The organism is Aliiglaciecola sp. 2_MG-2023, from assembly GCF_030548145.1.
GTDB classification, from domain to species: Bacteria; Pseudomonadota; Gammaproteobacteria; order Enterobacterales; family Alteromonadaceae; genus Aliiglaciecola; species Aliiglaciecola lipolytica_A.
This window is the reverse complement of record NZ_JAUORY010000016.1, coordinates 20,207-43,756: the sequence shown is the minus strand read 5'-3', so window position 1 is coordinate 43,756 and position 23,550 is coordinate 20,207. Positions and strand designations below refer to the sequence as shown.

At 40.1% G+C, this 23,550-nt stretch carries 25 protein-coding genes and 1 riboswitch; of the genes, 15 read left to right on the top strand and 10 right to left on the bottom strand.

Going from position 1 to position 23,550, the window contains the following annotated elements; genetic code table 11:
• Positions 1–3: 3 nt before the first annotated feature.
• Complete coding sequence (locus Q4567_RS15350; protein ID WP_216047478.1) at positions 4–657, top strand: bifunctional 4-hydroxy-2-oxoglutarate aldolase/2-dehydro-3-deoxy-phosphogluconate aldolase; 654 nt, start codon at positions 4–6, stop codon at positions 655–657.
• 122 nt (positions 658–779) lie between these two features.
• On the opposite strand, the gene Q4567_RS15345 is transcribed toward Q4567_RS15350, so the two are convergent.
• From Q4567_RS15345 to Q4567_RS15310, 8 genes are all read right to left on the bottom strand, one after another.
• Positions 780–2,147: an MATE family efflux transporter gene (locus Q4567_RS15345; RefSeq protein WP_216047477.1), complete on the bottom strand. Its 1,368-nt coding sequence runs from the start codon at positions 2,145–2,147 to the stop codon at positions 780–782.
• The gene (glp, locus tag Q4567_RS15340; RefSeq protein WP_216047476.1) at positions 2,144–3,370 is read right to left on the bottom strand and encodes a gephyrin-like molybdotransferase Glp; all 1,227 of its coding nucleotides are present in this window, start codon (positions 3,368–3,370) and stop codon (positions 2,144–2,146) included. The genes Q4567_RS15345 and glp overlap by 4 nt, the downstream gene beginning before the upstream one ends.
• 155 nt (positions 3,371–3,525) lie before the next feature.
• Positions 3,526–4,383 (bottom strand): TraB/GumN family protein, encoded by an 858-nt coding sequence (locus Q4567_RS15335; RefSeq protein ID WP_216047475.1) that lies wholly within the window; start codon positions 4,381–4,383, stop codon positions 3,526–3,528.
• 295 nt (positions 4,384–4,678) lie between these two features.
• Positions 4,679–4,888: a hypothetical protein gene (locus Q4567_RS15330; protein ID WP_216047474.1), complete on the bottom strand. Its 210-nt coding sequence runs from the start codon at positions 4,886–4,888 to the stop codon at positions 4,679–4,681.
• A 334-nt stretch (positions 4,889–5,222) separates the two neighbouring features.
• Positions 5,223–6,983 carry a sugar phosphorylase gene (locus tag Q4567_RS15325; RefSeq protein WP_216047473.1) on the bottom strand — a complete coding sequence of 587 codons (1,761 nt, stop codon included), beginning with the start codon at positions 6,981–6,983 and terminating at the stop codon, positions 5,223–5,225.
• A gap of 18 nt (positions 6,984–7,001) precedes the next feature.
• Positions 7,002–8,225 (bottom strand): glycosyl transferase, encoded by a 1,224-nt coding sequence (locus Q4567_RS15320; RefSeq protein ID WP_216047472.1) that lies wholly within the window; start codon positions 8,223–8,225, stop codon positions 7,002–7,004.
• The gene (locus Q4567_RS15315) at positions 8,218–9,060 is read right to left on the bottom strand and encodes a mannosyl-3-phosphoglycerate phosphatase (protein ID WP_216047471.1); all 843 of its coding nucleotides are present in this window, start codon (positions 9,058–9,060) and stop codon (positions 8,218–8,220) included. The genes Q4567_RS15320 and Q4567_RS15315 overlap by 8 nt, the downstream gene beginning before the upstream one ends.
• Positions 9,057–9,971 carry a kinase gene (locus tag Q4567_RS15310; RefSeq protein WP_303500951.1) on the bottom strand — a complete coding sequence of 305 codons (915 nt, stop codon included), beginning with the start codon at positions 9,969–9,971 and terminating at the stop codon, positions 9,057–9,059. The genes Q4567_RS15315 and Q4567_RS15310 overlap by 4 nt, the downstream gene beginning before the upstream one ends.
• A 250-nt stretch (positions 9,972–10,221) precedes the next feature.
• Positions 10,222–10,394, top strand: a riboswitch (molybdenum cofactor riboswitch).
• On the opposite strand from Q4567_RS15310, the gene moaA reads away from it, so the two are divergent.
• The 11 genes from moaA to Q4567_RS15255 all read left to right on the top strand — a co-directional run bounded on the left by moaA (position 10,384) and on the right by Q4567_RS15255 (position 18,795).
• A complete protein-coding gene (moaA, locus tag Q4567_RS15305; RefSeq protein WP_216047469.1) occupies positions 10,384–11,352 on the top strand; it encodes a GTP 3',8-cyclase MoaA in 969 nt (322 codons plus the stop codon). Its footprint overlaps the riboswitch before it by 11 nt.
• A 2-nt stretch (positions 11,353–11,354) precedes the next feature.
• A complete protein-coding gene (locus Q4567_RS15300) occupies positions 11,355–11,951 on the top strand; it encodes a molybdenum cofactor guanylyltransferase (RefSeq protein WP_303500950.1) in 597 nt (198 codons plus the stop codon).
• A 31-nt stretch (positions 11,952–11,982) separates the two neighbouring features.
• Positions 11,983–12,522 (top strand): molybdenum cofactor biosynthesis protein B, encoded by a 540-nt coding sequence (gene moaB / locus Q4567_RS15295; protein ID WP_303500949.1) that lies wholly within the window; start codon positions 11,983–11,985, stop codon positions 12,520–12,522.
• 1 nt (position 12,523) lies between these two features.
• On the top strand, positions 12,524–13,039 hold the full coding sequence (gene moaC / locus Q4567_RS15290) for a cyclic pyranopterin monophosphate synthase MoaC (RefSeq protein ID WP_303500948.1): 516 nt from the start codon (positions 12,524–12,526) through the stop codon (positions 13,037–13,039).
• Between the two features lie 7 nt (positions 13,040–13,046).
• Complete coding sequence (gene moaD, locus Q4567_RS15285; RefSeq protein ID WP_216047529.1) at positions 13,047–13,292, top strand: molybdopterin converting factor subunit 1; 246 nt, start codon at positions 13,047–13,049, stop codon at positions 13,290–13,292.
• Between the two features lie 2 nt (positions 13,293–13,294).
• Entirely contained in the window at positions 13,295–13,768 is a 474-nt protein-coding gene (gene moaE / locus Q4567_RS15280) for a molybdopterin synthase catalytic subunit MoaE (protein WP_216047465.1), read from the top strand.
• 269 nt (positions 13,769–14,037) lie between these two features.
• Entirely contained in the window at positions 14,038–16,293 is a 2,256-nt protein-coding gene (locus Q4567_RS15275; protein WP_216047464.1) for a TonB-dependent receptor, read from the top strand.
• Positions 16,294–16,303: 10 nt separating this feature from the next.
• Entirely contained in the window at positions 16,304–17,377 is a 1,074-nt protein-coding gene (locus tag Q4567_RS15270; protein WP_303500946.1) for a dienelactone hydrolase family protein, read from the top strand.
• A gap of 21 nt (positions 17,378–17,398) precedes the next feature.
• Positions 17,399–17,875, top strand: a complete 477-nt coding sequence (locus tag Q4567_RS15265) for a Rid family detoxifying hydrolase (RefSeq protein ID WP_216047462.1) — start codon at positions 17,399–17,401, stop codon at positions 17,873–17,875.
• 95 nt (positions 17,876–17,970) lie between these two features.
• Positions 17,971–18,321: a RidA family protein gene (locus tag Q4567_RS15260; protein WP_303500945.1), complete on the top strand. Its 351-nt coding sequence runs from the start codon at positions 17,971–17,973 to the stop codon at positions 18,319–18,321.
• A 75-nt stretch (positions 18,322–18,396) separates the two neighbouring features.
• Positions 18,397–18,795 carry a YkgJ family cysteine cluster protein gene (locus Q4567_RS15255; RefSeq protein ID WP_303500943.1) on the top strand — a complete coding sequence of 133 codons (399 nt, stop codon included), beginning with the start codon at positions 18,397–18,399 and terminating at the stop codon, positions 18,793–18,795.
• Between the two features lie 123 nt (positions 18,796–18,918).
• On the opposite strand, the gene cmoB is transcribed toward Q4567_RS15255, so the two are convergent.
• Together cmoB and cmoA are read right to left on the bottom strand one after the other, a co-directional pair.
• A complete protein-coding gene (cmoB, locus tag Q4567_RS15250) occupies positions 18,919–19,890 on the bottom strand; it encodes a tRNA 5-methoxyuridine(34)/uridine 5-oxyacetic acid(34) synthase CmoB (RefSeq protein WP_303500942.1) in 972 nt (323 codons plus the stop codon).
• A gap of 2 nt (positions 19,891–19,892) precedes the next feature.
• Positions 19,893–20,621, bottom strand: coding sequence for a carboxy-S-adenosyl-L-methionine synthase CmoA (cmoA, locus tag Q4567_RS15245; protein ID WP_216047458.1), 729 nt, complete (start codon positions 20,619–20,621; stop codon positions 19,893–19,895).
• A gap of 197 nt (positions 20,622–20,818) precedes the next feature.
• Here cmoA and Q4567_RS15240 point away from each other — a divergent pair, with 197 nt between their 5' ends.
• From Q4567_RS15240 to Q4567_RS15230, 3 genes are all read left to right on the top strand, one after another.
• Positions 20,819–21,457, top strand: coding sequence for a response regulator transcription factor (locus Q4567_RS15240; protein ID WP_216047457.1), 639 nt, complete (start codon positions 20,819–20,821; stop codon positions 21,455–21,457).
• A gap of 45 nt (positions 21,458–21,502) precedes the next feature.
• Positions 21,503–22,498 (top strand): adenosine deaminase, encoded by a 996-nt coding sequence (gene add, locus Q4567_RS15235; RefSeq protein WP_303500940.1) that lies wholly within the window; start codon positions 21,503–21,505, stop codon positions 22,496–22,498.
• A gap of 142 nt (positions 22,499–22,640) precedes the next feature.
• A complete protein-coding gene (locus Q4567_RS15230) occupies positions 22,641–23,387 on the top strand; it encodes a hypothetical protein (protein ID WP_216047455.1) in 747 nt (248 codons plus the stop codon).
• Positions 23,388–23,550 lie beyond the last annotated feature (163 nt).

Below are 23,550 nucleotides of genomic sequence, written 5' to 3'. Positions count from 1 at the left end.
AATATGTCATTTAATTGGAAAATGAGTTCGCAAGAAATTTTTAGTCAGGGGCCAGTCGTACCTGTATTAGTTATCAAAAATATTGAACATGCAGTACCTGTTGCAAAAGCTTTAATAAAAGGCGGCATTAAAGTACTTGAAGTGACATTACGCACTGAAATCGCTCTTGATGTGATCAAAAAAATCGCCACTGAAGTTCCTGAAGCCATTATTGGTGCTGGTACAGTGACTAACGAAGCGCAGTTAAAGCAAGTTGAAGAAGCAGGCGCTATTTTTGCAATTAGCCCAGGGATGACTACCAGCTTATTGGAAGCAGGCAAACGTTGTTCAATATCTCTAATCCCAGGTATAGCTTCAATATCTGAGCTGATGACTGGATTGGATATCGGTTACACACACTTTAAGTTTTTCCCTGCAGAAGCTTCAGGTGGTATAAAAGCGCTGAAATCTATTGGCGGTCCTTTCCCTGATATCACGTTTTGTCCAACAGGTGGAATCGGTCCGAATAATTATTTAGATTACTTGGCTTTGCCAAACGTTCAGTGTGCTGGCGGTTCTTGGTTGGTGCCAGACGATGCGGTTGAAGCGGGTGATTGGGATCGTATCACTGAGCTTGCTAAAGCGGCGGTTGAAGGTGCTAAAACACTTTCTAAGTAGTGTTTTTTAGCCACTGAAATGAAAAAAGCTTGTATTTATTACAAGCTTTTTTTGTTGGTGAGACAGATGTGTTTAAACCTTTTTTTGAAAGCTCTATTGTCACCGGTTTAGTCTAAAAAACCTTAAGCATTGTCAAATATTTCAGGGTGTAATCTCAATCGTTTTTGAATAACACTCAATCTGAACCCCAACATAATAGCGGCACTTGTTAACCCGCAAATAAAACCGATCCAGAATCCAGATGCACCTAAAGCAGGTACAATAAAATCGGTTAGCGCTAGAATTATTCCGGTTGGCAAACCCACGCCCCAATATGCAAAAAAGCAAATAATGAACATCGCAGTTGTATCTTTGTATCCCCGTAATGCACCTGCGGATATTGCTTGAACAGAATCGGAAAGCTGAAACATTGCAGCTAGGGTCATTAGGCTCATGGCCAGCTCAATCACTTGCCGATTTTCAGTGTAAAGCATGGATATTTGTTGTTTAGCGACTATGGTTATGATTGCTGTAAAACACGCAATAAAAAGGCCTAAAAGGATTGCCGTTTTGGTTGCCAATGCTGCGCCAACCTGATCTTGTTTACCCCAAAAATGACCTACACGTATAGTTGTTGCCATCCCTAAACTCAGTGGAAACATAAACATGGTCGCTGAAAAGTTGAGGGCGATCTGGTGTGATGCAACGGTTAATGGTCCAAGTGGTGACAATAGCAGTGCAACCACACCAAATAAGGTCACTTCAAAAAGTAAGGTCAACGCAATCGGAAGTCCCAACTTTAAAGTAATGTAAATTTGTCTAATATCGGGTTTTGACCAGTTCTGAAATAAATTGCTGTTAATACGCTTAGACAAATGGATATAGAGTGCCGTGCCAATAAACATCGCAAAAAATACTAAGCTTGTTGCCAAACCACATCCAACACCACCCATAGCCGGCAAACCAAATTTACCGTATATCAATATATAGTTTGCTGGAATATTGATGATTAACCCTAATCCCATGATTAACATAGTCGGTTTAGTAAATGACAAACCTTCGCAATAATTACGCAAAATTTGATATCCAGCAAACGCTGGGGCTGATACAACAATGTACTTCATGTAATCAGTAGTGATATCGCGTAATTTGTCTTCGATGTCCATCAACGAAAACCAGTACTCTATAAAGAATACTGAAAGAGCAATACAGATCGATACTGGAATAATCAAATAAAACGCTTGGTGAACCTTTTGCGCTGCTTTTTCCGATTCGCCAGCTCCGTGCAGTTTCGAGACGATTGGCGGAATGGCCATCGCTAGACCTTGTACAAAGCACAAGATGGGAATGGTAATGCTGAACCCAATTGCCACTGCTGCCATATCGGTTGCTGAATAGCGGCCTGCCATGATGGTATCGGACACACCCATTAAGGTTTGGGTAATTTGAGCAATAAGCAGCGGCCAAGCAAGGTTTACTAGCTGCTTTAATTCGGTTTTTAAATTAGTCAAAATAATTCAATCTTAATTTTTGCGCCTGTCGGCAAGTTAGTCTGTTCTTTTTCCAGGAGAATATAACAATTTGCGGATGCTATGGATGACATGATGCCAGAGCCTTGACTACCATTAGGTTTTACCCAATATTCTCCGTGTTCGTCTTGGTATGCTATGCCTCTTTGAAAATCAGCACGCCCAGCTCGCTTAAAAATAGGAGCAGCGCAGGTAGCGTTAATCGTAAACTGGTTAACGCTTTTGCGTCCCATAAGTTTATGTAATAGGGGCGTTACTAGTTTTTCAAAGGTGACATAAGAGGAAACGGGATTTCCAGGTAAACCACAAAATATGGCATCATTAACCATACCAAACGCAAAAGGTTTTCCTGGTTTAATCGCGACTTTCCAAAAATCGATGCGTCCTACTTTTTCTAATACTTGCTTAACATAATCAGCATCGCCTACGGAAACCCCGCCACAGGATAAAATTAGATCCGCCTTACGACTGGCATCTAATAAAACGTCTGCAATTTTATCGGGATCATCTTCTATGATGCCATAATGAATGATATCTACATTCATTTGCTGCAATAAACCCTGTAATGCGAATCTATTACTTTCGTATATTTGACCATTTTTCAACTTATCGCCAGGCACCACTAATTCATCCCCCGTTGCGATAATTGCCACTCTAGGTTTGCGCAATACAGTTACTGAAGGTTCTCCAATCGAGGCTAATAATGCCATATGTGCAGGCGTGAGTTTTTCTCCCGCTGCGATAACTTGCTGTCCTAATTGGATGTCTTCACCGGCAAGGCGAACACTGTTACCTGCCTTTGTAGCTTGATTCAAAACGATGTTATTTTCGTGTATCGCTACGTTTTCTTGCATCATGACGGTATTCGTACCGGCGGGCAGGATTGCGCCTGTGGTTATTCTGATGCAGTGTCCCGCTTTTACCTCATCATCAAAGGGCTGCCCAGCTAAAGCTTGTCCTTGAATGGTTAATGTGGTGCCTTGGGGTAATTCGTGGTCAACTTGAAACGCAAAACCATCCATTGCTGAGTTATTTTTTGGCGGCACTTGCAGTTTTGCAAAAGCAGCCTCTGCGGTGATTCGGTTCAATGCATCTATGATTGAAATAGTTTCCTGCTCTACTAAGGTTTCGCATTGCTGCAACATTTTATCTAGTGCATTTTCAATTGGCATTAAGTTCGGCATGGTGGAGTCACTATTTTTCATTCAAATTAACACTAAAGCTGGAAGTAAAGGAGGGCGCTAATATAACGTGATTTTAATGGGTTACCAAATCAAAATAATCAAAACTTTGACTATGATTGTATATAGAAAAGAGGTAGTTAGCGCATTGTGATTATACTAACTACCTAGAAACGAAATTAGTATTTTTCGATGCTGTAGCCTTTTTCTTGCATTAATTTAAGTACGCTTTGCTCACCCGCTAAATGTAATGCCCCAACTAAAATTAATTCGTTTTGTTGGTTGTCAAAAAGTTGTTCAATCTTAGGTAGCCAGTTTTTATTACGCTGAACTAATAATTGATCATATATCTCTGGATAATCACGCTGCATTTCATCAATACCTATTTCTGCTAATTTGTCTAAATCACCGGCACGCCAGGCATTAATCAGTTTTGGCATCATTTCTTTTATTTTTGCTACATCTTTAAGGCTATAGGCAATCATGGCGTCTTCTTCCCCTTTACCCATGTCTGCCAGCATAGCCATTTGTTCTTCAGGCTCTTCAAACCATTTTGCTTGCTTTTGATCGCCCATACCCTTGGTAGAGTAATATACATCTACGCCAGCACTGCTTACCCCCATCATTTGCAGTTCAATCATCGACAAGGTGACGGATAAAAAGCTCGGTTTTAGCATAGAAAATTGTTGCAAAGAGAGATTACGTTGTTGTAAATGAGTTTCAAGATCTTGGTAGGTTTGCTCTGACAAAAAGTCTTTAATGGTCTTACCATCTTGCAATAAAATATACTGTAATGATTGCTGTTGGAATTCGGGACTATTCATTCTGACGATATCGGATTCAAATACTAGCGTATCTGAAGCTTGATAAGCTTTTTCAAACTCTTCAGGCAAAGGATAATCTGTTGCACTTAATACATGGATTGTGCCACCGATAATTACAAAGTCATCTCCTTTACTTATTTTCCATAAGGGTGCTGCTTGCGCATAAAAAGATTGCAAAACCATAAATAATGAAATGAATAAAATTTTGTACATGCTGTAAATTCCTTGACGTATTGCTTACTAATTATCCAAATAAAAGAGGGAGTACTTTAGGTTAATCGTGACAGAACAAGTGATGTTGTTTACTTGACCATTTCGTTCAATTAAACGTCGATAATACTTTTATATGATGTCTGAACCTATTGATAACATATTTTAATTATTAAAAATATGCCTAATTAGGTTATGGCTGGGGAAATAATATAGGCAATTGCGTTAGCGGGAAAAACAAAAAACAACACCCACTCAAGGTGGGTGTTGTTTGAATGTTGAATGACTATTCGAAACCTTAGTGTTCGGCTAACTCACTAGGGGTTAGGTAACCATCTTTGTTCATATCTAATTCTGCAAAAACGGCTGACAAAGCTGGATCGCTTGCCGCTTCTTCTACACTTATACGACCATCTGCATCTGTATCTAAAATTGATATTTTGTCTTCTTGTGCATAAACAGAACTACTGGCTAAAACGAACGCGCTGATAAGGATAGCTTTTTTCATCTTCATATCTCCACTTGATTTAGATTTTCGTGTTTCGGATTAATACAGGCACTACTCAAATTGCCTCTTAACAAAACAACAATAACGTTTGTTGTATAAGTGGGGTATTACACTTACCGTGCCAGAATGGAGATGTCTTTTAATATCATATGGTTATGATTAATTTGTGTGGGGAGGGTTGAAATGCTGCGAGAAAAACATGTAAATAACATGTTAATGTGTGTATGTTCGGTCACACTAATCGAAGGGGTAAAATATTTATCAAATAAATCATGGAGATAGGGTGGTGCAAAAAAGTGACAGCAAACTATCCCCATGACTTATAACATAGACTTTACATACTGCGAGTGTTACTTATCCAAACCGTTTGATACGGCGATAAAATAAAATCAGAATGATCTAAAATGATTTCATTTCCAGTGATGAGATCCCACCAACAGTCTGTTCCAATTAAGTTAATATCCGACATAACAACAGTTTGCTGTGTATCAGTGATATTGCTTATACAGAATATGCTTTGTCTTCTATCGATACTTTGTCGCCAAAAGCCAAATAATTTATTCCCTAACTGCAAGGTAAATTGTGTGGCGTTGGGATGAAATGCCTTTTGATTAATTCGAATTGACAGTAAATGATTCATCCGTTGAAGTGCTATGGCATGCTGGCTGTCTTTATTACTCAGTTGATCTTCAAGTTCCGACATATCCCAGCGCCTACGGTTAATGGAGCGATTCTGGCTGGTATTAGTGACCCTTTCATAATCATTCCCGGTGGCCAGTAAACTATGCACATACAACCCAGGTATGCCTTCAAGTGCAAACATAATTTCGTGAGCACAAATGAATCTTTCCATACCTAAATTATCAGGTCCTTTAGTGGTTCCTTTTAACGCATCGAATAAAGCGATATTAATTTCGTAGGGTTTTTGCTTGCCACCGGGTAGGGTACGCCAAGACACCATCCCGCCAAAACTCTGCATAGTGTTAACCAAGGTATTGATTTCTTTTTCATCGAGTAAACCCTCTGCTGGGCGCAGACCTATGCCGTCATGGGAGGCAATAAAGTTAAAATAGGTCGTCCCGTTTTGTGCAGGGGGCATGCTCATTTGCCAGTTCTTTAAATAAGTACAGTCTCCGGTAACCAATGTGTTGACCAACAGCGGTGGCAATGAAAAGTTGTACACCGCATGGGCTTCGTTAGCATTACCAAAATATGTGAGGTTTTCACGATTAGGAATGTTAGTTTCGGTAATAATAATACTGTCGTTTTGCGCATATTCGATTAATGTTCGAAGTAAGCGAATAACTTCATGGGTTTTTTCCAAATTGATGCAGGTAGTGCCTGATTTCTTCCAAAGAAAAGCAACCGCATCTAACCTGAAAATTCTGACACCATGATCCAAGTATTGACGGATTATTGAAACAAAGGCCGCCAAAACCTTAGGATTTTGAAAGTCAAAGTCCACCTGATCATGACTAAAAGTGCACCACACTTTTTTAATTCCGTTCTCGGTTTTGGTTTCCCGTAACAATTCCGATGTGCGCGGTCTTACCACGTTAGAGATATCGTAATCGTCATCAACAGTGAAGAAAAAATCACTGCCAGTGCCTTCACATTTAATAAAATTATCAAACCATACGCTGCGCGAAGAGCAGTGATTAATGACCAAGTCGGACATTAAGCGATAATTGCTGGAAATTGACTTAACGTCTAACCAATTACCCAGAGATTCATTCACACTCGAGTAGTCAATCACCGCGAAGCCATCATCTGAACTATAAGGAAAAAATGGCAATATATGCACCGCATTAATTGTATCTTTCACATATTTGTTCAAAAACTGGTGTAACGTTACCAATGGATTCTGCGTTTCTGACTCTAGGCTATCCCCATAGGTAATTAATATAATGTCCTGTTCGTTCCAATGATTTTGATGAGGCACTGGAACCTGTCTATCGCTTACCTCATCTAATCTCATTGTAGTGATAAGAGACTTTGCGATTTCCTCACTACTTTGAGGAATATCAACCCCTTGATAAATGACATCTAAGTGATGTTGTACTTTTTCACACAGCCAGGTATAAGCTTCAGACATTTATGTATCCCCTTACTGTTAATATCGAAACTCTTCGTAATCTAATTCAACAGCATCTTTGATGCGTTCGAGTATATCTGGAACCGCACTCATTACTCGGTTCCAACTAGGTATGAAGGGTGTTTCCATTGGGTTTTCAAGGAAACTTTGACCTGCTTTCATAATGTTTTCAGCAAACATTTCTACCGCTTTTTCTTCTCTATGGATGTCTAGTTCTAAACCATTCATTACCGCATCGTTGTGGTATGTTTCAACAAAATCTAATGCAATACGAAAATAGGTCGCTTTGAGTGTACGGAAGGACTCATTGGTGAATGTAAACCCTTGCGTTGCCAACTTACGAAATAGTGCTTTGGTAATGTCTATGGACATTTTAGACAAGCCACCTTGATCGTTATGTAAGGATAGATCTTGGTGTTTGTGGTCATAAGTTTCAGCAATGTCTACCTGACACAAACGATTATGGGAGTAGTTTCGGTGCATTTCGGACAACACGCCTATTTCTAATCCCCAATCGCTAGGAATACGAATATCATTTAACACATCACGTCTGAATGAAAATTCGCCCGCCAATGGATATCTAAAACTGTCCATGAATTCTAAGTATTCGTTATTACCTACGGTGCGTTTTAACGCTCGTAACAACGGAGTCACTAATAAGCGGGAAACACGACCGTTAATTTTCCCATCTGCTACACGGGCATAATAACCTTTACAAAATTCATAATTGAACTGTGGATGAGCAACCGGATAAATCAATTTGGCAAGTAAGCTTCGATCATAGGTTAAAATGTCACAATCGTGCAGCGCGATGGATTCTGCCCGTCCTGTGGCAAGAATATAGCCCATGCAATACCAAACATTGCGGCCTTTACCCATTTCTTTTGGCGCTAAGCCCATGTCGGCTAATTCTTTATCAATGGCTTTTAAACGCGGGCCATCATTCCACAAAATACGATGGTGTTGCGGAAGTTTGTCAAAAAACTTAATGGCGTGCTGATATTGCTCTTTTGAAGCTCTGTCCAAACCAATTACAATTTCATTTAAATAAGGAACTTTGCAAATATGATTGATGATTTCAGGCATTGCTTCGCCCTCAAGTTCAGAAAACAAACTTGGCAATAGCAGCCCTAAAGGACGTTTTTTAGAAAAGGCCAACAATTCAGATTCCATTTCATCAATGGGACGTTTTGAAAGTTGGTGTAATGTTGTGGTTATTCCGTTTTGGTAAAAATCAGCCATTTTCTGGCTCCTTTAACGTTAAATTTAATATTTTTTGAAGACATTCAGTCCAACCCTCAGGTCCTTCGAGTTGGCTATCAAACACATTTTCTGTACGTTGTAATTGCGGGTAGTCGTTAACGGGAGACTTGATGCGCACTGCAATGTCTGCAGCATCAAGCATAGCAGCATCATTTTGACCGTCTCCTAATGCAATTGAAACCCAGTTTATCTCTGGATATTGGCGTTGTAATTCACCGACAAACCAATTTAACGCAGCACCTTTATCTGTTTCTCCTGAAATATGAATAAAGCGTCCGCCTATCAGGGTTTTAGCCCCCAATTGTGTGACGCACTTGATAAATTCTTTCTTTTGTTGTTCGCTTCCAAGCCATAATACTGGTTCACCGTATAACCTATTTGCAGCCCGTTTTGCTTGTTCCGGTTCTAATCCAGTAGCATCACATATCTCGGAAAGTGTCATTTTTGAAAAGTGGGTAAATTGACCGGCAAAATCACTTTCAATTTTCTTTAGTAAACTTAACCAATAACTTTTCTTGGAGGTGAAATTGCGAACCCAATTTTTACCAACCCATTGGGTATGTGCGGGTTTTTTCTTGAAGAAACCATGTGGGATATGGATTGCCGCGCCATTTTCCACAATGAACGGACCTTGTAAGTCTAATTGCTCGGTCAATTCCTGCATTTCATCATAGGTTTTACTGGTATTCGGAATAACTGGAATATTATTTTTTTTCAAAAAAGCGAGCATCTTTTTTGCGGCTTCGTGGCTGTAAGAATGATGATCCAGTAATGTGCCATCCATATCGGTAAAAATGACAAACTGGTCGCTCATTTTATCCCCTTTACGTTGATAATTTTTCGATGTTTATCTAATTCAAATACGACATCACAGGTTTCACTAAGAGTAGCCAAACTCTGATCCGTTAGTCTTTGATAGTGCTGAATAAATCGTTTAATTTCGTTTGCTGACATAATCCCACTGTTAGCTTCAGAATTCGAAGCAGTTGCCAATTTTTGGATAAGTTTTTGTTCTTGCTGCAAGCGCCAATCAAATACACATTCAAAAGAAGGTGCTTTTAACATTACCCAAAAATCCATTAATTGATATAAGTTTTGATATTCAGTTTGCAGTTGTTGATTAACAAAAGTGCGCCAAACGCTATTGCTGTCTTCTTCAGACTCTAAGGTGTTTACCGGAACTGACAGCTGCTCGTTGGTTTGCGCAGTGACTCCCCAGCACCAACCTTCCATCAATATAATATCCACAGGCTCTTCGATGATAGGCCAATCTTCCGTTGGGAAAGGGTCGTCTGTTGCTTTATTAAACCGTGGAATGGCAAACCCAGTTTTGCGTTCCTTTAAACTGAGCAATACTTGTTTTAATAACGCTGTATCGTGGGTCCCTGGTACGCCACGGGTCGCTAATAAAGGATGTATATTTTGCGCTAACTGTTGTCGATAATCTTTTGAAAAATAAAAGTCATCGAGTGAAAGGTTTATCACGCGCAGTTGTTTTATTTCTACTAAATAGGTGAGTACCAGTTCTGTTAGGGTGGATTTACCAGAACCTTGGCAACCATTAATACCAACAAAAATCGGTCCTTCTGCACCGTCATGGTGCATTTTTAGTTTTTCAGCTAAAGGGATGAACCATGTTAGCGCAACGTCGCCAAAGTTCGCATCGAGTTGGTGTTTTTCGATAAAGGCTTCAAGTAGCCTTTTAGATTCTGTGGTTACCTTCAAAATTAGCCTTTATAGAGTAAATAATTAATTGGAATTTTCATTATCATCAAATAGAACTTACAACAAACGTGCCAATATGGTGCTAATTTTATTTATACAATTGTGCAAAATAAGATTCATTGATTTCAAATAAGCTCGATTATCTTCATCAACAATAAACAATTTGCGTTGCACCTCAATAGTGAGGTTAAATGCCATTATCAACAATGCTATACTAACGCTCAGTAAGATCTTAATATAGTAAGTGATAGTAAAAATGAAACTCCGAGCCTCTATTACTAAGTATTGAAATACAATATAGGTAGTTTTGGCCGCAACTATAATGGGTTGCCAGGGTAAATTGGGAAACTAGTTTGCCTCCCGCTACATGTTCAACAATTTGGTTGTTCGTGACTTTGGAAAGGTGTTTAACGTGTTAAAAGATAAATATGGACGTCGCTTCCATTACTTGCGGCTGTCCGTCACAGATGTTTGTAACTTCAGTTGCGACTATTGCCTTCCTGATGGTTACCAATGCGACTCCGATCGTAATTTTTTAAGTTTGTCTGAAATTCGCCAAATATGTGCTGGTTTTGCAGAGCTAGGAACTAAGAAAATTAGGATAACCGGAGGTGAGCCCTCATTACGCAAAGATCTCCCTGAGATTATACAAATTGCCGCCTCAACACCTGGTATTGAACAGGTTGCAATTACCACCAATGGTTATCGTTTAGAACAGCAAATCGACTCTTGGGTAGATGCGGGTCTGAATTCGCTGAATGTCAGCATAGATAGCCTTGATCCTCGCATGTTCGAAAGTATCACCGGACACGATAAACTCGAAACGATTTTGGCAGGTATCAGTCGTGGTATTGAACGTGGCTTAAAAGTCAAAGTAAATGGCGTGCTAATGCGCCAATATAACGGTAACGAACTCAGTGTATTTTTAAACTGGTTAAAACATACACCTATTACCTTTAGACTTATTGAATTGATGGAGACGGGTGAAAACAAAGATTTTTTCAAATTAAATCATTTGTCTGGTGAGCCAATTCAGCAGTATCTAACTGAAAACGGTTGGAGCCCAGTGATCCAAAATAACACCGCCGGGCCCGCTCAAGAATTTTGGCACCCTGATTATCAGGGTAAAATTGGCCTTATCATGCCTTACAGTAAAGACTTTTGCGCGACCTGTAATCGACTTAGAATAAGTGCAACTGGTAAGTTACACCTATGTCTTTTTGCTGATAAAGGTTTGGATATTCGAGAATATTTACAACAACAAGATACACAGCAATTACAGCGACAATTGCAAAAATTGTTAGGTGATAAAGATGCAACGCATTGGTTAGATCAAGGTTTCACGGGTGCCACTAAACACTTGGCAATGTTAGGCGGTTAAAGATGTTGGCTGAACCAGACTGCTTAAGCAAAACCTTGGGACTGATTTTAGCCGGAGGGCGGTCTAGTCGAATGGGGGTTGATAAGTCCACATTGAATCTGGCTGGCGTGTCTTTTTTACAACTTGCCATCAATCGTTTTGAATCCATCGGGATCAAAAATCAGGTGATTAGTTCTAACACCTTAAAAGGTGCGCTTACCGACAGATTGATTGATAAGGGGCCTTTAGCTGCACTGGATGCGGTATTAAGTCTTCCTGAACATCGATTAGCCAATGTCGACAGCTTTTTAGTTGTTCCCATTGATATGCCGGTATTCCCAGCAGATAGTCTAAAGCAACTTGCTTTACAGGGGCGAGTACAGCATTCAGCTTGTTATTTCCAATCTCATCCTATGCCGTTTTTTATCATCTTAGATGATAATTTTAAGCAAACACTCAATGGGCAAATTCAATCCAATGATCGATCTATATTTTCGTTGCTGAAAAAACTCGCCGCAACTGAAATTGAATTGTCTGAAGACCAAATTTCACAACATGCTTTTTATAATGTAAATACGCCCGAACAAATGCAACAAGTGAAACAAATGTTTCCATGCTAGATGGGGTTTAGAACAGTTTTATGGAGGACAAATGCCTGCTACCAGTAAGTTTATAGCACTGAATATCGCAGTGTTAACTGTGTCGGATACCCGAGATGAGGAAACTGACACATCGGGACGTTACCTAGTTGAGGCGGCAAGCAATGCTGGGCATCAAGTGGTGGAGAAGCGAATTTGTAAAGATGATAAATATCAACTGCGTAGTATCGTTTCTAATTGGATCTTAGCGGAAAATGTTCAGGTAGTGCTCACCACTGGCGGCACAGGCTTTACACCAAGGGATATGACTCCAGAAGCATTAGAAGTACTATTTGATAAGCAAATCGAAGGGTTCGGCGAGCTATTTCGACATATTTCTTATCAACAAATTGGTACTTCTACTGTGCAATCCAGAGCGCTAGCAGGAATGGCAAACGGCACAGCTATATTTTGTTTACCTGGTTCAACTGGTGCATGTAAAACCGGCTGGCAAGATATATTACTGGAACAATTAGATAGTCGTCATAAACCTTGTAATTTTGTGGTTCACCTAAAAAACCTCAATATTGAGCAATGCGAAAGTAGGGGATAAGGTGAGTAATCAGTCAACAGAAAGTGGAAAAAGCCTAAGCCATATCGATCACAAAGGTCGGGCAAATATGGTGGATGTAACCGACAAAGCCGTCACACAAAGAACGGCCAGAGCGTCTGGATTTGTGCAAATGCAGGCTGATACATTAACTATGATCGCAAATGGACAACACGCTAAAGGTGATGTTTTTGCGGTGGCTCGCATTGCAGGTATACAAGCCGCGAAAAAATGCGCTGATCTAATTCCGCTGTGCCACCCATTAATGCTATCTAAAGTACAAGTGGATTTTAATGTTGATACAACAACAAATCGCGTAAATATTTTGGCTACCTGCAAACTGGCGGGGCAAACTGGCGTTGAAATGGAAGCGCTGACGGCTGTTTCTGTCGCTGCATTGACGCTTTTTGATATGTGCAAAGCGGTTGATCCGCATATGTTAATTGGCGATATTAAAGTTGAGCAAAAAAGTGGTGGAAAGACAGGCAATTGGCACCGCAGCGAATCTCAATCGTGTTAAAGAGGGTTTGATGAAAATACTGTTTTTTGGTCAACTGAGAGAACAACTGGGTGTTGCAGAATTATTGTTAAGCGAAACCCCCGATACTGTGCATGCTTTGCGTGATGTTTTGGCTTCTAAGGGCGAACTTTGGCAACAGTATCTATCAAGCGGTAATATTTTGGTTGCGGTTAACCAGACCATAAGTGACTTTGATACTGTTTTACAAGCAGATGACGAAGTGGCGTTTTTCCCTCCGGTCACTGGAGGCTAATAATGTTTAAAGCAAGCCAGTTAATTAACATTCTCGTACAGCCGCAAGATTTTGAGCATGCTGAAGAATATCAACGACTAAAAAATCATGGTACTCAATATGGTGCCATTGTTACCTTCACTGGTTTAGTTCGGGATATGAATTTAGGTGCAAATGTTAAGGGATTATTCCTCGAACATTATCCTGGAATGACGGAGAAAGTACTCGAAGATTTGGTTCTACAAGCGACCCAAAAGTGGTCATTAGGTGCAATCACTATCATTCATCGAATTGGGCAGTTAGATGTCAATCAACAGATTGTGTTTGTCGGAGTGAGTGCTAAACATAGAAAAGAGGCGTTTGAGGCTTGCCAGTTTTTAATGGATTTTTTAAAAACCCAAGCTCCCTTTTGGAAAAAGGAACTTAGGGACGATGCTGAGTATTGGATTGAAAAAAGACAATCTGATGATCTTGCTGTACAAAAATGGAGCAAGTGATAGGCTTCGACTTTCACTATCCCATAAACTCTTCCTAGACCTAAATAACCGCCAATTTGGCCTTAATTGTAGCCTCATTGGCTATTTATATTGCCGTTTATAGGCGCGTTTTACCCGCAACAAATCATGTGTAAATTAACAAATTTTCTAATTTCATTAACAACTTAGCTTGCCAAGTTAAGAAAATACTATCAACATGGGACAACTGAACAAAATAGTTAATCTAATTAAATGATTTGTTTTATAAAAAAGAGTAAAAGGAACCTCTAATGAAAAGTCTAGTTACTGATTTACCCAGCAAATTTTCCATTTGTCAAAAAGGCCTGATTACCAGTATCGCATTAGCTTTGTCTTCCAACAGTATCGCTCAACAAACACCGCAAGCGGATACTGACAATGAAGAAGAATATGAAGTCGTTGTTGTTACCGCCCAAAAAAGAACCCAACAATTATCTGAAGTCCCCATCGCAATTTCGTCTTTCAGTGCGTCCAGTATTGAGCAAACTGGGATTACCCAATTAACTGAACTTGCTGATTTCATTCCTAATTTATCCATTACTCGCACCACTGACTTTACCTCGGCCATTACGATTCGTGGGGTAGGGGCGAACAGCCGAAATATTGGTTTTGACACGCGAGTAGGGGTTTATTTGGACGGCGTATATCTTGGTCAGTCTCCAGCTCTAAACCAAGAGTTACTTGATTTAGAACGAGTAGAAGTATTACGCGGACCACAAGGTACCCTGTTTGGTAAAAACACGGTAGCTGGTGCAATTAATTTAATATCCAAAAAGCCGTCTGACGAGCTCGAAGGAAAATTGAGTGCTTCTATAGGTAACATGGGCGCTCGGGAAATTCAGGGCCAGATTAACGTACCCATTTCGGATACCAGTGCGGCTAAATTTTCGGTTACTAAGTTGGATCGTGATGGGTATATCAAAAACCTTACGACAGGCAACGATTTAAACGAGCGTGATGCCTTAGCTTATCGCGGTCAGTTTCGCTCACAACTATCTGACAAGTTAGAGCTTAACTTTAGCGTAGATGGACTGAACACCGAACGCCTATCATTTTTAGGGGAAGCGATTTCCGATACCCTAAGCACTATGCTGGATTTGGCTGCTCCTGAGAAAGATGAAGTCGCCACCACTATAGATACCTTTGAGAAGCGCGATATAGTCGGCGGATCATTAGACTTGTCTTATTCTATGGACAATGGCTACGACATAAAATCAATTACAGCATATCGTGATACCGATATTTTTTATCGTAATGATTCGGATTATGCAGCGGCTGATTTATTGGTGATTGAATATTCTGATCAATATGAGCAGTGGTCTCAAGAATTTCAATTCATCTCTCCACAAAATGATTCCGGCCTTGATTACGTCGCTGGATTGTATTTATACCGTCAAGACGCAGATACTCGACGAGATGCAATCAATGGTGTCCATTCATTCTTGTTTGGGAATGTACCAGGTTCAGTAGTAACCAATACCGGCTTTGTGACAACTGACAGTTATGCCGCTTATTTTAACGGTGGTTATGACCTGAGCGAAGACAGCTCGCTTGCTTTGGGATTACGCTATACGGATGAGACAAAAGATCTTGATTGGTTGCTAGACGGTTCTGCTTCAGGGATTTTTGGTATTGGTAGTACTGACGGTCAACTGGTCGACTCACGTAGCGACAACTATGTATCTTATGCACTGAGCTTTAACCATGCTTTTAATAAAAACCTAAACGGTTATGCTAAATATTCAACTGGTTTTAAAAGCGGCGGTTATAATCTCGACTTCATCACCAATGCCGACCTCGCAGCGGGTATTCAATTTGATAAAGAAACCGTTGGTAGTGCAGAGTTGGGTTTAAAAGGTAACTTTTACCGTAACAGCTTAATTTTAAACTTCGCAGCATTTAGTTCTGAATTTAAAAACTATCAAGTTAATCAATTTATAGACTTGGGTAATGGTGCATCCTCAATTTCAATCCGTAATGCTGCCAAGGCGAATACCCAAGGTATAGAGCTTGAAATGACTTATAGACCTATTAGCAACCTAGAAATTCAAGCAAGTATGGGATTACTGGACACTGAATTTGATAGCTTTCCCGGTGGCCTAACTGGTGGCGGTAATGCCGAAGGAAAAGATCTAATCAATGCACCAGACAGTAATTTTTCGATTGGTGCTCAGTATATAACTGAAATTAGTTCACTTAACGCTGATTTAACGTTGCGCTTTGATGTTACTCACAGTAGTGGATTTTTTACCACAGTTGATAATGTCAAAACTGCAACGTTGGCCGATGGCACTGTTGTCGATTTTGGCCATGTGAACAGCATCACTCTAGTTAACGCGCGCATAGGTCTACTCGGCACTAACAATGGTTGGGAAGCGTACCTTTGGGGCCGTAACTTAGCTGACGTTCGTGATCCGACTGATAATCGTAAAGACTTTTTCGGTACAGTTACTTCAAATTATCAAGAGCCTCGCACTTACGGTGTAGAAGTGGTTTATAGCTTCTAAGGAGAAAACAATGCGAGTATTTTTGTTGTGTTTAGCATTTGTCACATTTGCTAGTTTATCTCAGGAAAAGAGGCAGCCACCAGCGTTGCCTGATTTTCCAGATTATCCGCCAGTAAGTGAAGTAACGGCGCAGACCAATGGCGATGTTTACTTTTCTTCAGTTACCCCTGGAGATTACAAATGGCTTGTCTTAGCGGAACAAAATCTCGCTGAAACTACCGTAAAAGCGCAATTGTTCTTGCCCGAAGGGGCAAGTGCCAGCAATCCAGTTCCTGCAATGGTAATTATTCACGGCAGTGGGGGAATTCTGCCTAGCCGTGAAATTGCCTATGGTCAATGGATGGCTGATCACGGTATTGCTGGTTTAGTGGTTAATTCCTATGGAGCTCGGGGCGTAACTGACGAAACGCCCTATGGGCTGCGAGTGGCCATTGTCAGCGATGCAGATGAAACTGCTGACGCATACGGTGCGCTAAAATTTCTAAACCAACATCCGGCAATTAATCCCGAAAAAATTGGCTTAATGGGCTTTTCCTATGGCGGAATGGCGACCCGTGCCGCTTTGGACAGTCGAATTCATCAAAATATGGCCGCGAAGGTTTTGCCTTTCGCCTTACATCTAGATTATTACGGCCCATGTCATTTTGATTTACAAACCGCTAAAACTACGGGGGCGCCATTATTTAGCTTACGTGGGGCAGAAGACAAATCAAATGACTTGGAGGCCTGTGCACGTCTTGAGAATCGTTTAAGAGACGCAGGTTCCGCAATTGGCAGTACTATCTTTCCAAGTGCTGGACATGGCTGGGAAATGGCTACACCAAGACAATTCATCGCCACCTTAAATCCAGCACCCTGTAATCAAGTTTTGTTGGAAAACGGTGATTGGCAAATAGACGGTAAAACAATTACTGTGCCTGATGAACTAAGTCGCCAAGAAAAGTATCTTTTCCGACTCGGCTTATTAGGAGAAATGAAACAGTCTTGTATGTCTGAGGGATATATCATGGGACAAGATAAACAAACCCATGGATTATCTAATTTGCTACTTTCCCAATATACCTCAGCCTATTTATTAAATTAATCTCAGCACAATGGAGTTGCTATGAAATCGTTTTCGACTGTAATCTTTGTTTTATGTAGTTTGCTATTGTTGTTTCCAATTAGCAGTCACGCCAATCCACAATCTAGCAACAGCATAAAACGTCTTAGTTCTGAGCAATTTAAACAGTTAAATTTGCCCTTTTCCCAAGCAGTAGAAGCGAATGGGATCTTATATTTATCAGGCGAGTTAGGTGTGATCCCCGGCCAACTTAAACTAGTGGAAGGGGGCGTGGTAGCCGAAACACATCAAGCTCTGCAAAATATTAAGGCAACCTTAGAGAGATTTGGTTCAGGCATGGACAAAGTGATCAAATGCACCTTGTTCTTAGCTGATATTAACGAATGGGGGGATGTCAACAAAGTCTATATTGAGTATTTCAAAGAGTCTCTACCTGCTCGCAGTGCCGTTGCTGGTAGCGGTCTAGGTTTAGGCGGTAGGGTTGAAATTGAATGTATGGCTTTGGCCGCAGACGCATAAAAATCGGAACCGGCGGCTGGTTATTTGACATTTAAGTTTAGCCAGTCGTTGTGTTATTCTCGCCCGCATTCAAACCTGCCAAACAAACATACACTATGATAGAAAGAATCAAAAGCACCCCGCGGATGAGCCGCATTGTTAAACATAACGGCACCATTTACTTATGTGGGCAAGTCTGCAAAGACGCTGAAAAAGATATTACTGAACAAACAACTACTATGTTGGAAAAAGTCGACGAGCTTTTACATAAAGCAGGAAGCGATAAAAATCACATATTGTCAGCAACCATTTATGTCAAAGATATGAGTTACTTTTCTGCGATGAATGCCGTATGGGATGCATGGGTTCCAGAAGGCCACGCACCGGCTCGTGCCTGTGTTGCTGCAAAAATGGCAAGAGAAGCGCTGTTGGTCGAAATATCAGTGGTTGCAGCAGAAAAAAGTTAAGCACAAGTTTTACGCCGCGCGTAATCTATATTTTTGTTAGACTAGCGCGCTATATCGATTATAAATTAGTAAATAATGAAAGATTGTAATCAATGCGGAAAGTGCTGTATTAAATACGGCGGTGGCGATCTTAGCGCGAGCAAAGAAGAAATTGATTTGTGGGAAATATTTAACCCCGAGATATTTGAATACGTTAAGAATAATCAAATATGGTTCGATCCTGAGTCGGGAAACAGATTGAAAACCTGCCCATTCTTGGAAATCGAGCCTCAACAAAACCCGCTTTCCAGCAAAAAGTATAGCTGTAGCATTTACCAAAATAGACCAGAAGATTGTCGCCATTATCCCAGTCTTATTTCAGAAATGATAAGGGATGAATGTGAAATGATTGAAGTTAAAGATTTAACTAATCAAAAGCAGTCGCAAAAGAAACTTGATGTTCTGATGCAAGATAGTCGCCCAGCAAACGGTTAATAAGCTGGCAATCACAAATAGGTGATTGCGCTTAATGAATTCACTCGCTAAGTTTGCGCAGAACATGTGTTGAAGTGGCGTTAAGCCTAGTGTTTGTATCTGCAGTTATCCCTAATTACATACTTAAACCGTTGCCGTGAGCACTGCTCGAATGGGTGCAGGGTAGCCCTCGATCGTTTTTGTATGATCGTTGGGGTCGAGAAAATCAGCTAATGATTGACTGTCCATCCACTCTGTTTTGCGTTGTTCATCTAAACTTGTAGGTCCTACATCAACCACTTTTATATGTTTAAAGCCAACTCGTTCCAACCACACAGTTAGCGCCTTTGTACTGGGCAAAAACCACACATTACGCATTTGCGCATAACGTTCACCGGCCATTAATACGCTGTGCTCATCCCCCTCAACTACCAGCGTTTCTAGGACCAATTGTCCACCAGGTCGCAGTTGCTGTTTCAGTTGTTGTAAAAAATCAATGGGGCTACGTCTATGATATAAAACACCCATAGAGAAAACCGTATCGAAGGCTTTTAAATCAGGGAGTTGTTCTACGCCAATGGGTAACAAATGAATGTTAGGGTTAGGATTAAAATGTTTAATGACCTGAAATTGCATTAAAAACAATTGCGTTGGATCTATGCCTACAACAAAGTTTGCATCTTCCCCAAGCATCCGCCACATATGGTATCCACTGCCGCAACCAATATCTAATACTGTCCTGCCTGCGAGGGGGTCAATATGGGGCAGCACACGGTCCCACTTCCAGTCTGAACGCCATTCTGTATCAATAAAAATATCATGAATATAAAATGGACCTTTGCGCCAAGGTTTAAACTGTTTTAACAAACCGGTTATTTGGCGTTTGGTGTATTCATCAATATCGTCTGCAGTACCCATTCTAACCGCTTCTTTCAAATCGGTCTGTGACACATTAGTTTGCGGAAGTTTGCTTAGCAATTTTTGCCATTTGGCATAATCACCATGTAACTGCTGCTTTTCCCAAGCCGAAATTTGCGCGGGCAATACTTCTAGCCAATCACTTAATTGAGTCTGTGCAATAAGCGCATAAAATTGTTTAAACCAGTCATGAGCCATACTTATTTAACCACCAACATTGAAGTGAAATTGAAGCAACAAAACCACATCACAAAATTCTTAAAGCCCGCATTGGCCAACCTATTTTGATGGGTAGGTATGGAATCAATTAGCATGACGTTTTCAATTGCAGAGCGTTTTTGACTTATTTCCAATTCGCTGTATCCGTTATTTCGTTTAAATTCGTGATGTAAATCAATCACTAGTTCATTGGCTAAGCTGTTTTCATGACTAATTTTTTCAGACAGCACAAGAACCCCGCCAGGTTTCATCCCAGAGTAGATTTTTTGGATAAGAAAATCTCGTTGATTCGGAGGGATAAACTGCATAGTGAAATTCAGCACAACTACCGAGGCGTTGCTAATCTCAAAATCAAGAATATCATCACAGTATACATTTACCGGTATGTCAGATTTAAATGCGTTAAGGTGCAGTAGGCATTTATCTACCATTGCCTGAGAGTTATCAACGGCTATGATTTTACAGTCCGATTGTTTAACACTGCGACGCATGGCTAAACTCGCAGCACCTAACGAACAGCCTAAGTCGTATAGATTACTGTCTTGCTGAGCAAAGCGATTGGCAATTAAACCTATATTATCGATAATGGTGCTGTAACCCGGTACCGAACGTTGGATCATATCTGGAAATACTTGCGCAACTGCTTCATCAAAACAGAAATCGTTTACTTTTGATTTTGGTTGCGAGTATATCGCGTCTTTTTGGCTCATCGTTTTTAACTCACAAACACGATTAAAGAAAATTTTCGGCAATTCTACCTGTGGCGATCGGTGTAAGCAAATCGAGCTAAAACTTTGAATATTTGAATACAACTGTAAAAACTTAGTTTAAACTTATCAAAATATAGACTAAAGTCTAAGCGTAATTTTGACGATATATTAATAATTAAAAATACAAGGGAAGTTTCATGCCAAAATTTCTAATAGCGGATGACCATCCGTTATTCAGAGAAGCATTAAAAGGTGCTTTGACTCCTTTATATGAGGAAGTGCAATTCGTTGAATCAGATGGGCTTGAAACAACGTTAGAGTCAATCCAAGCTTGTTCGGATATTGATATCATACTGCTTGATTTAAGCATGCCAGGCTGTGAAAAATTTTATGGGGTTATTCGTGTTTGTGGAGATTTCCCTGACATCCCTGTGATTGTTATTTCTGCTAGCGATCATCCCAAGATAATCTCTCAGGCCCTTGGTTACGGCGCAAAGGGCTTTGTTTCAAAATCAGCTGCTGTTGCATCCATTGCAGAGGCAATAGATACCGTTCTTGAAGGTGGTACTTGGGTACCTGAAGATTTGAAAAGTAGTATCGATAGCATATCTGGTGAGCAGCAAGAGATTGCATTGATGGTTGCCGAGTTAACCCCAAAGCAGTTTCAGGTGCTGAATTATTTGCAAGAAGGCTTGCTTAACAAACAAATCGCTTATGATATGGATGTGACTGAAGCAACTGTTAAAGCGCACACTAGTGCCATATTTAAGAAGTTGAAAGTTAACACCAGAACGCAAGCTGTATTGTTAGTTGAAAAGTTGCAGTCTAATATTTAGATATTCCGAAAACTCAAATTTAACTAATTTTTCAAGGTCTTTTTGATGATAGATTATGCTTTGCCATTAGTTGATTTGCATCGGCATTTAGATGGTAATATTCAACCCCATACAATATGGGAACTTGCCCAAAAACATCATATTCAATTACCTGCTAACACGTTGCAAGAAGTGGAACAGTTAACCCAGATTAATGATAAAACCAGTGATCTGTTGGCTTTTCTGGCAAAACTTGATGTGGGTGTGTCAGTTTTGGCTGACTATGATGCTTGTTATAAAGTGGCATATGAGAATATGCGAGATGCTAAGAATAGTCGCTTAGATTACGTTGAATTGCGCTTTTCTCCTTACTACATGGCTAAATCTCACGATTTGAATATGGTTGATCTGATTGCCGCTGTTATTGATGGGGTCAGAGCCGGCGAAAAAGACTTTGCTGTGAAAGCCAATTTAATTGGCATATTGAGTCGCACCTTTGGTGCACAAACTTGTATGCAAGAACTTGATGCTTTATTGGCTTACCAAGACGACCTAGTTGCACTAGATTTAGCTGGCGATGAATTGGGTTATCCTGCTGAATTATTTATGGATCATTTTGTAAAGGCCAGAGATGCAGACTGGCACATTACCGTCCACGCCGGAGAAGCAGATGGTCCACAAAGTATTTGGAATGCGATATACAAGCTAGGCGCTTCTCGGATTGGTCATGGTGTTACTGCTGTGCAAGATGAAAAGCTGTTGGCGTATATGGCAGATAATAAAATTGCGATTGAGTCTTGCCCAACATCGAACTATCAAACCGCTACTGTAAAAAATTTAAAAAAACATCCGATGGCGACATTTTTAAAGCACAATGTTTTAGTCACTTTAAACACTGATGATCCTGCCGTTTCAAATATTGATATTGCCCATGAATACCAGATTGCGCATGAAGTTTTAGGGATATCAGAGCAGCAATTAAAAACTATCCAACTGAATGGGGTTAAAGCTGCTTTTTTAAGTGACGATGAGAAAAAAGCATTGTTAAATAAAGGCGTATAAGGGTCAGAGCATTCCGCTTAGCGTTAGCTTAAACCCAAGGTTGCGAATAATACAATTCAACAGTAGTAAAATCCCTAAGGTTTGGCATCTGCTAAAACAATCCTAGTTTTATGGCAACTAATGATAGGTTGCCCATGAAAATTTGCATGTAAAATATGACAGGTCCAAGCCTTCTATGAAATCAATTCTATTGTTAAACATCCTCGTTTTTATTGGGTTAATCAGCGGGTGCGCGTCGCAACCAAAGGTTTATATTTACGGCAAATACCTCGATAAACAACAAACTAATGAACTCAATGAAGCGTTAACGGCACGCAATTTTTTAGTTGAGTTTAATGATTTCGATTTTCCCACCTCGATTACCCAAAATACCATCTTGTATTCATTATTATTAGAGGATGCTGAAACATTAACGGTTGCACAAAACATATTTGAACAATTAGATATAGCTGTCGATAATGTGCAAGGTTTGACGAAAGGGAACCATTGGTACACGAAAAACTCGCTAGCTTTATTTGTATTTCCAGCTGAAACAAATCTTCATAGCGGTGTATTTAAGCAAGATCTTGCACAAACTTATCAGCTTGAAGTAAACGAAGATTGCCAATTGAAGGCTGATTTAGAATTGAAGCCCAATGGCAAATACCGTTTTATTATCGATAATCCCGCTACACAGCTTAACAAATATTTACAGGGCGATTGGCTTTATCGGCAATATCCATATTTAGAACTTCGTCCTGATAAGGAACCTTATAGTTCAGGGTATTTTCAGATTTCTAAAATCTCAGAGCAGGATCAGATCAGTAAAATTGATTTTATCCGTTTAACGGCTATTGAGTCTAAAGTTGTTCCTGCTGGTTGCACGCTAGAATTCGGCCTCCGCTATTAACCATTAGCAATGGGGGAGTTTTAATCTGGTTAATTTGTTAGCGCGAGGATGAACGCAGGTTTGTAGGTTTTAAGCTGACAAAAAAACCCCACTTAGTAAGTGGGATTTTTAGTTCTAGGCATATTTTCAGTTCTAGACAGCTTTTCTAGTTCTAGACAGCTTT

Excerpts from the sequence above, each read along its gene's own strand:
- Q4567_RS15350 (WP_216047478.1), top strand. The coding sequence starts at position 4 with ATGTCATTTAATTGGAAAATGAGTTCGCAAGAAATTTTTAGTCAGGGG.
- moaB (WP_303500949.1), top strand. The coding sequence starts at position 11,983 with ATGCCTGCTACCAGTAAGTTTATAGCACTGAATATCGCAGTGTTAACT.
- Q4567_RS15260 (WP_303500945.1), top strand. The coding sequence starts at position 17,971 with ATGATAGAAAGAATCAAAAGCACCCCGCGGATGAGCCGCATTGTTAAA.
- glp (WP_216047476.1), bottom strand. The coding sequence starts at position 3,370 with ATGAAAAATAGTGACTCCACCATGCCGAACTTAATGCCAATTGAAAAT.
- moaE (WP_216047465.1), top strand. The coding sequence starts at position 13,295 with ATGTTTAAAGCAAGCCAGTTAATTAACATTCTCGTACAGCCGCAAGAT.
- Q4567_RS15255 (WP_303500943.1), top strand. The coding sequence starts at position 18,397 with ATGAAAGATTGTAATCAATGCGGAAAGTGCTGTATTAAATACGGCGGT.
- add (WP_303500940.1), top strand. The coding sequence starts at position 21,503 with ATGATAGATTATGCTTTGCCATTAGTTGATTTGCATCGGCATTTAGAT.
- Q4567_RS15320 (WP_216047472.1), bottom strand. The coding sequence starts at position 8,225 with ATGGCTGATTTTTACCAAAACGGAATAACCACAACATTACACCAACTT.
- Q4567_RS15240 (WP_216047457.1), top strand. The coding sequence starts at position 20,819 with ATGCCAAAATTTCTAATAGCGGATGACCATCCGTTATTCAGAGAAGCA.
- Q4567_RS15315 (WP_216047471.1), bottom strand. The coding sequence starts at position 9,060 with ATGAGCGACCAGTTTGTCATTTTTACCGATATGGATGGCACATTACTG.
- cmoB (WP_303500942.1), bottom strand. The coding sequence starts at position 19,890 with ATGGCTCATGACTGGTTTAAACAATTTTATGCGCTTATTGCACAGACT.
- Q4567_RS15300 (WP_303500950.1), top strand. The coding sequence starts at position 11,355 with ATGTTGGCTGAACCAGACTGCTTAAGCAAAACCTTGGGACTGATTTTA.
- cmoA (WP_216047458.1), bottom strand. The coding sequence starts at position 20,621 with ATGAGCCAAAAAGACGCGATATACTCGCAACCAAAATCAAAAGTAAAC.
- Q4567_RS15265 (WP_216047462.1), top strand. The coding sequence starts at position 17,399 with ATGAAATCGTTTTCGACTGTAATCTTTGTTTTATGTAGTTTGCTATTG.
- Q4567_RS15325 (WP_216047473.1), bottom strand. The coding sequence starts at position 6,983 with ATGTCTGAAGCTTATACCTGGCTGTGTGAAAAAGTACAACATCACTTA.
- Q4567_RS15270 (WP_303500946.1), top strand. The coding sequence starts at position 16,304 with ATGCGAGTATTTTTGTTGTGTTTAGCATTTGTCACATTTGCTAGTTTA.
- Q4567_RS15275 (WP_216047464.1), top strand. The coding sequence starts at position 14,038 with ATGAAAAGTCTAGTTACTGATTTACCCAGCAAATTTTCCATTTGTCAA.
- Q4567_RS15330 (WP_216047474.1), bottom strand. The coding sequence starts at position 4,888 with ATGAAAAAAGCTATCCTTATCAGCGCGTTCGTTTTAGCCAGTAGTTCT.
- Q4567_RS15335 (WP_216047475.1), bottom strand. The coding sequence starts at position 4,383 with ATGTACAAAATTTTATTCATTTCATTATTTATGGTTTTGCAATCTTTT.